This window comes from Pseudoalteromonas sp. TB25 (genome assembly GCF_000497995.1).
In the GTDB taxonomy this organism is placed as follows: domain Bacteria; phylum Pseudomonadota; class Gammaproteobacteria; order Enterobacterales; family Alteromonadaceae; genus Pseudoalteromonas; species Pseudoalteromonas distincta.
Window position 1 is genome coordinate 1 of the sequence record NZ_AUTI01000316.1, and the last position, 3930, is coordinate 3930.

The window sequence follows — 3930 nt, forward strand, 5'->3', positions numbered from 1 at the left end:
GGCTACAATTGCCGCAATACCCGATGCATACGTAGAGTTCCATGCAATATTAAAATCAAATGAGCTAAAACCATCGCGAGCTAACCAAAGCGAAAATATAGCCAAAGGCAAGCCAATAGCAAGCAGTAAAACAGGTGCAAACGTAACAAACATGGCACTTAATTGTACTTTACTTGGAAATAAAATTAACGGGCGACCATGGCGCTCAGGCGCTGTTTTTATTTGTGATTCAACTAAAAGTAAAAAACCGACAATAACCATCAGTTGAAGTGAAAGCATTGCAGCGCGTCCTAACGCAAAGGCATTGTATTCAACGTAAATTACGCGGGTAAAAGTATCTAAGCGCATCATTGCCGGCGTGCCAAAGTCTGATAACGTATAAAGCGCGACTAACAATGAGCCTGCTGCAATACCGTTAACTACGCGCGGTAATATAACTTTAAATATACTTTGCGTCATCGACATGCCCAGCGTTCGTGCGGCATTAACCATGCTTGCGTCAAGGCTCAGTAGGGATGAGCGAGTTGTCATCATTACAAACGGGAAGGTATAAAGCGTCATTACAATGGCGGCACCTGTTAGGCCATACATTGATGGTGTTTCTATTCCTGTTAAGGTATTTATTTCGCCACCGGGGCCAAAAGCAGCATAAAGTGTAAATGCGCCAATATAACTGGGAATTGCCAGTGGGGCTGCAAATACAACCAGCCAGAGCTTTTTAAATGGTAAATGCACATACGCGCTAATAAACGCCAGTGGCACACCAATTAAAATAGATCCAAGTACCGTTAAACCCATTAACGATAACGTGTTACCTAAAATTTGAAGATTGTGGGTGTCAAACACTGAGCTCGCATCGCTTGCAAGCACAATTAATACATAAACAGGGGTAAGCGCAACAAGCGCTGCAAGCAGCGCCATTGGATAAGAGGCAGGTATTTTCATTACAATACGCCGCTGCTTCGCATCAAATCTATAGTAGGACGTAAATCAGCTAGCTGTGTTAAATCTACTTTAGGTGGAGAAATATTAGCAAGTGACGGTAAACCCTCAGGTTGGGTAATACCATTTACTAACGGAATTTCGTACGCTTCACTGGCTAAGTAACCTTGTACTTCTTTACTTAGTAAGTAACGCATAAAGTTAGTTGCAAGCGGATCGTCGTTAAGCGCTAATACACCCGATGCATTAACTAAACAGCCCGCATCATTTTGTGTAAATGCTAAATCTAGCTTGGCATCAGGCTTACCTGATTTTAAACGTAAAGTGTAATAGTGATTTGCAAAACCAATATCAACTTCACCGCGTTCAACGCCCATAACAACACCTAGCTCGCCGGCGTATGTTTTAGCACGTTTTTGAATCTTTTTAAGCCACTTAGCGGTTTTGTCATCGCCTTCTAAAATTCGCATTGCGGTTACAAACGATTGAAAAGAAGCGTAGGCGGGCNCCCAGCCAATACTTAAATCGCTGTCGGCAATTTCCATAATACTTGTTGGAATTTGATCTTTAGTCAAACGCGACGTGTTATATGGCAATGTACGAATACGGCCAGTTACAGGTGCCCACTCTTTATATCTAAATTGTGGTTGTAACTGAGCAGATAAATCACCTGGGATAGGTTGTGCAAGGCCAGCATCAGTTACTAAACCAATTGCGCCTGAATCAACTGCCCAAAATAAATCAGCGCGGCGAACGCCAGCTTTAGCTTCTGCAACAATGGTATTTGCTAAAGCAGCAGTAGGACCTCGGCGTATACCGAGTTTAAAGTCTGGATTTTTTTTCTGGATTGCTTGTAATACGTTTTCATACAAACCACCTTCGCCTCGGCCTAAATAAAGCGTTAACTCGCCTTTGAGCTTTGGTAAATCGTCAACAGAAACAGGGTTTGCTATATCAGCGGCTAGCGCACGAGAAAGAGGCAGTGGCAATGAGCCAACCACCCCTAACGCAGCTAGGCCTTGAATAAAGGTCCTACGCTTCACTTAAAATACATCCTTACGTGCTTTTTCGGCTTTTTCTATTAAAACCTTAGCGCGGTCTAATTTTGTTTGCATATCACTGATCACGTCGCGTACTTCGTCTACGCTTTTGCTGTTTTTAATGGCTTGTGGCAGTGTTACGTTAAAGTCTTTTTCCAGCACTTCAACTAGTTTTGCATCTTGTTCAATAAGTGTACCTTCAACGCCTTCAAACAGGTGCAGATAAGTATCGTGAACAATTTCAGTTGCTTCGTCTCGTAAACGCTCAGCAAATTTTGCTACTACACGGTCTAATTTGTGCTTAATTTCATCAATTGTGGCACTTTGTGTCATTTGAGTTGTAGCGGTTGCTTTTACAGTGTCTAACAAGCCTTTTTGCTGGAATTTTGCAGCAAGCTTAACAGCCCCAAGGCCTTGCCACAAGGCTATGTTCATCGCTTTTTGCTGTTTACGAACTTCCTCAGCAGGCTCTTTATTATCAATGGCCATTTTTACGCCATAAAGACCCTGCCAAATAGAAGCGTATACTGGTACAAAGTTAGTTTCTATTGCGCTGTGAAACTTAACTGATTCCCAATATTCAATTAAATCATCAGTTTTTACAGATTTTGCGCCTTTAGTATCGTAGTCGCTTACCATGGTATCAACTTTGCCTACCATCCATTCTACTTCTTCTGCGTAACTTTTGAGGTTAGCTTGAAGATGATTAACATGCTCGCCAATAGGGCCGTTAGCTAATACTGGTTGAGCCATAAACGCCGAGGCTAGTAAAAGGCTTGCACCTAAAGTTTTGGCTGGTTTAAATAGTAATTTCATAGCAAAGAAGTCCAAAAAGGTAATTGTAAATGATAGACATTATCATATAGCTAATGGTTAACGAGATCAATAACTACAAACTCGCTTAATAGATAAAAACACTAAATGTAGCGGTAGGTTACAGCAAATAGCGCTATAACCTGTATTAGGATTAGTTATTGAGACCGACTATTAAGCGTAATGCTTGCCTTTAATGGCATTATAAATGGCATCACACAGTGTTTTTATACTTGTGTCGTCACTTATATACGGTGGCATAAGGTAAATTAGTTTACCGAATGGGCGTATCCATACACCTTGCTCTACAAAATAGGCCTGAATTTTAGCAACATCAACATTGCCAGCAGCCTCGTTTAGTTCAACAACACCTATTGCACCTAAGGTACGCACATTAGCAACTGCATTAAGTTCACTGCATTTATGAAGTTGTTGTAGTTGGGTGTTAATTTGCTTTATTCGTTGTTGCCAGTTTTGCTTAAGTAATAAATCAATACTTGCGCAGGCCGCTGCACAGGCAAGTGGGTTACCCATAAACGTAGGGCCGTGCATTAAAACACCTGCTTCACCTTCGCTTATGCCAATCGCTATTTTATCGCTAGTTATAGTNTGGCCGATAACGTCATTGAGCCGCCAGTTAATGCTTTACCAATACACATTATATCGGGCTCTATATTGGCGTGCTCTACAGCAAATAATTTACCTGTACGGCCAAAGCCTGTGGCAATTTCGTCGCAAATTAGTAGTACGTTATAGTGGGTGCATAATTTACGGACGCAGGCTAAATAATCAGGATGATAAAAGTTCATGCCACCTGCGTTTTGTACAATAGGCTCAATGATAAAGGCGGCTACTTGGCTGTGGTTTGCTTTAAAGTATTCTTCAAGCTCTTGGGCTTCAGTTTGGTTAAACTCGAACCCAAATTGACTAACCGGTGCAGGCACAAAAACGTGTTCAGGTAAAAAGCCTGAATATAAACTATGCATTGAGTTAACGGGGTCGCATACGCTCATGGCTGCAAACGTGTCGCCATGGTAGCCCTTGTAAGGCGTCATTAATTTTTGTTTTGTAGTAATACCTTGGCTTAACCAATATTGCAGCGCCATTTTTATTGCCACTTCAACACTTACCGAGC

The 3930-nt window shown here is 41.7% G+C and carries 3 protein-coding genes and 1 pseudogene; all 4 read right to left on the minus strand.

The window, feature by feature from the left end:
* Nucleotides 1–945 (minus strand): ABC transporter permease subunit (locus L652_RS0111765; protein ID WP_024603464.1); only part of this gene is annotated, 945 nt, incomplete at its 3' end.
* Nucleotides 945–1985: an extracellular solute-binding protein gene (locus L652_RS0111770; RefSeq protein WP_024603465.1), complete on the minus strand. Its 1041-nt coding sequence runs from the start codon at nt 1983–1985 to the stop codon at nt 945–947. The genes L652_RS0111770 and L652_RS0111765, both read right to left, overlap by 1 nt.
* Nucleotides 1986–2798, minus strand: a complete 813-nt coding sequence (locus tag L652_RS0111775) for a hypothetical protein (protein WP_002961238.1) — start codon at nt 2796–2798, stop codon at nt 1986–1988.
* Nucleotides 2799–2969: 171 nt separating this feature from the next.
* Nucleotides 2970–3930, minus strand: a pseudogene (gene bioA / locus L652_RS01000000123740) (adenosylmethionine--8-amino-7-oxononanoate transaminase); the annotation flags it as partial.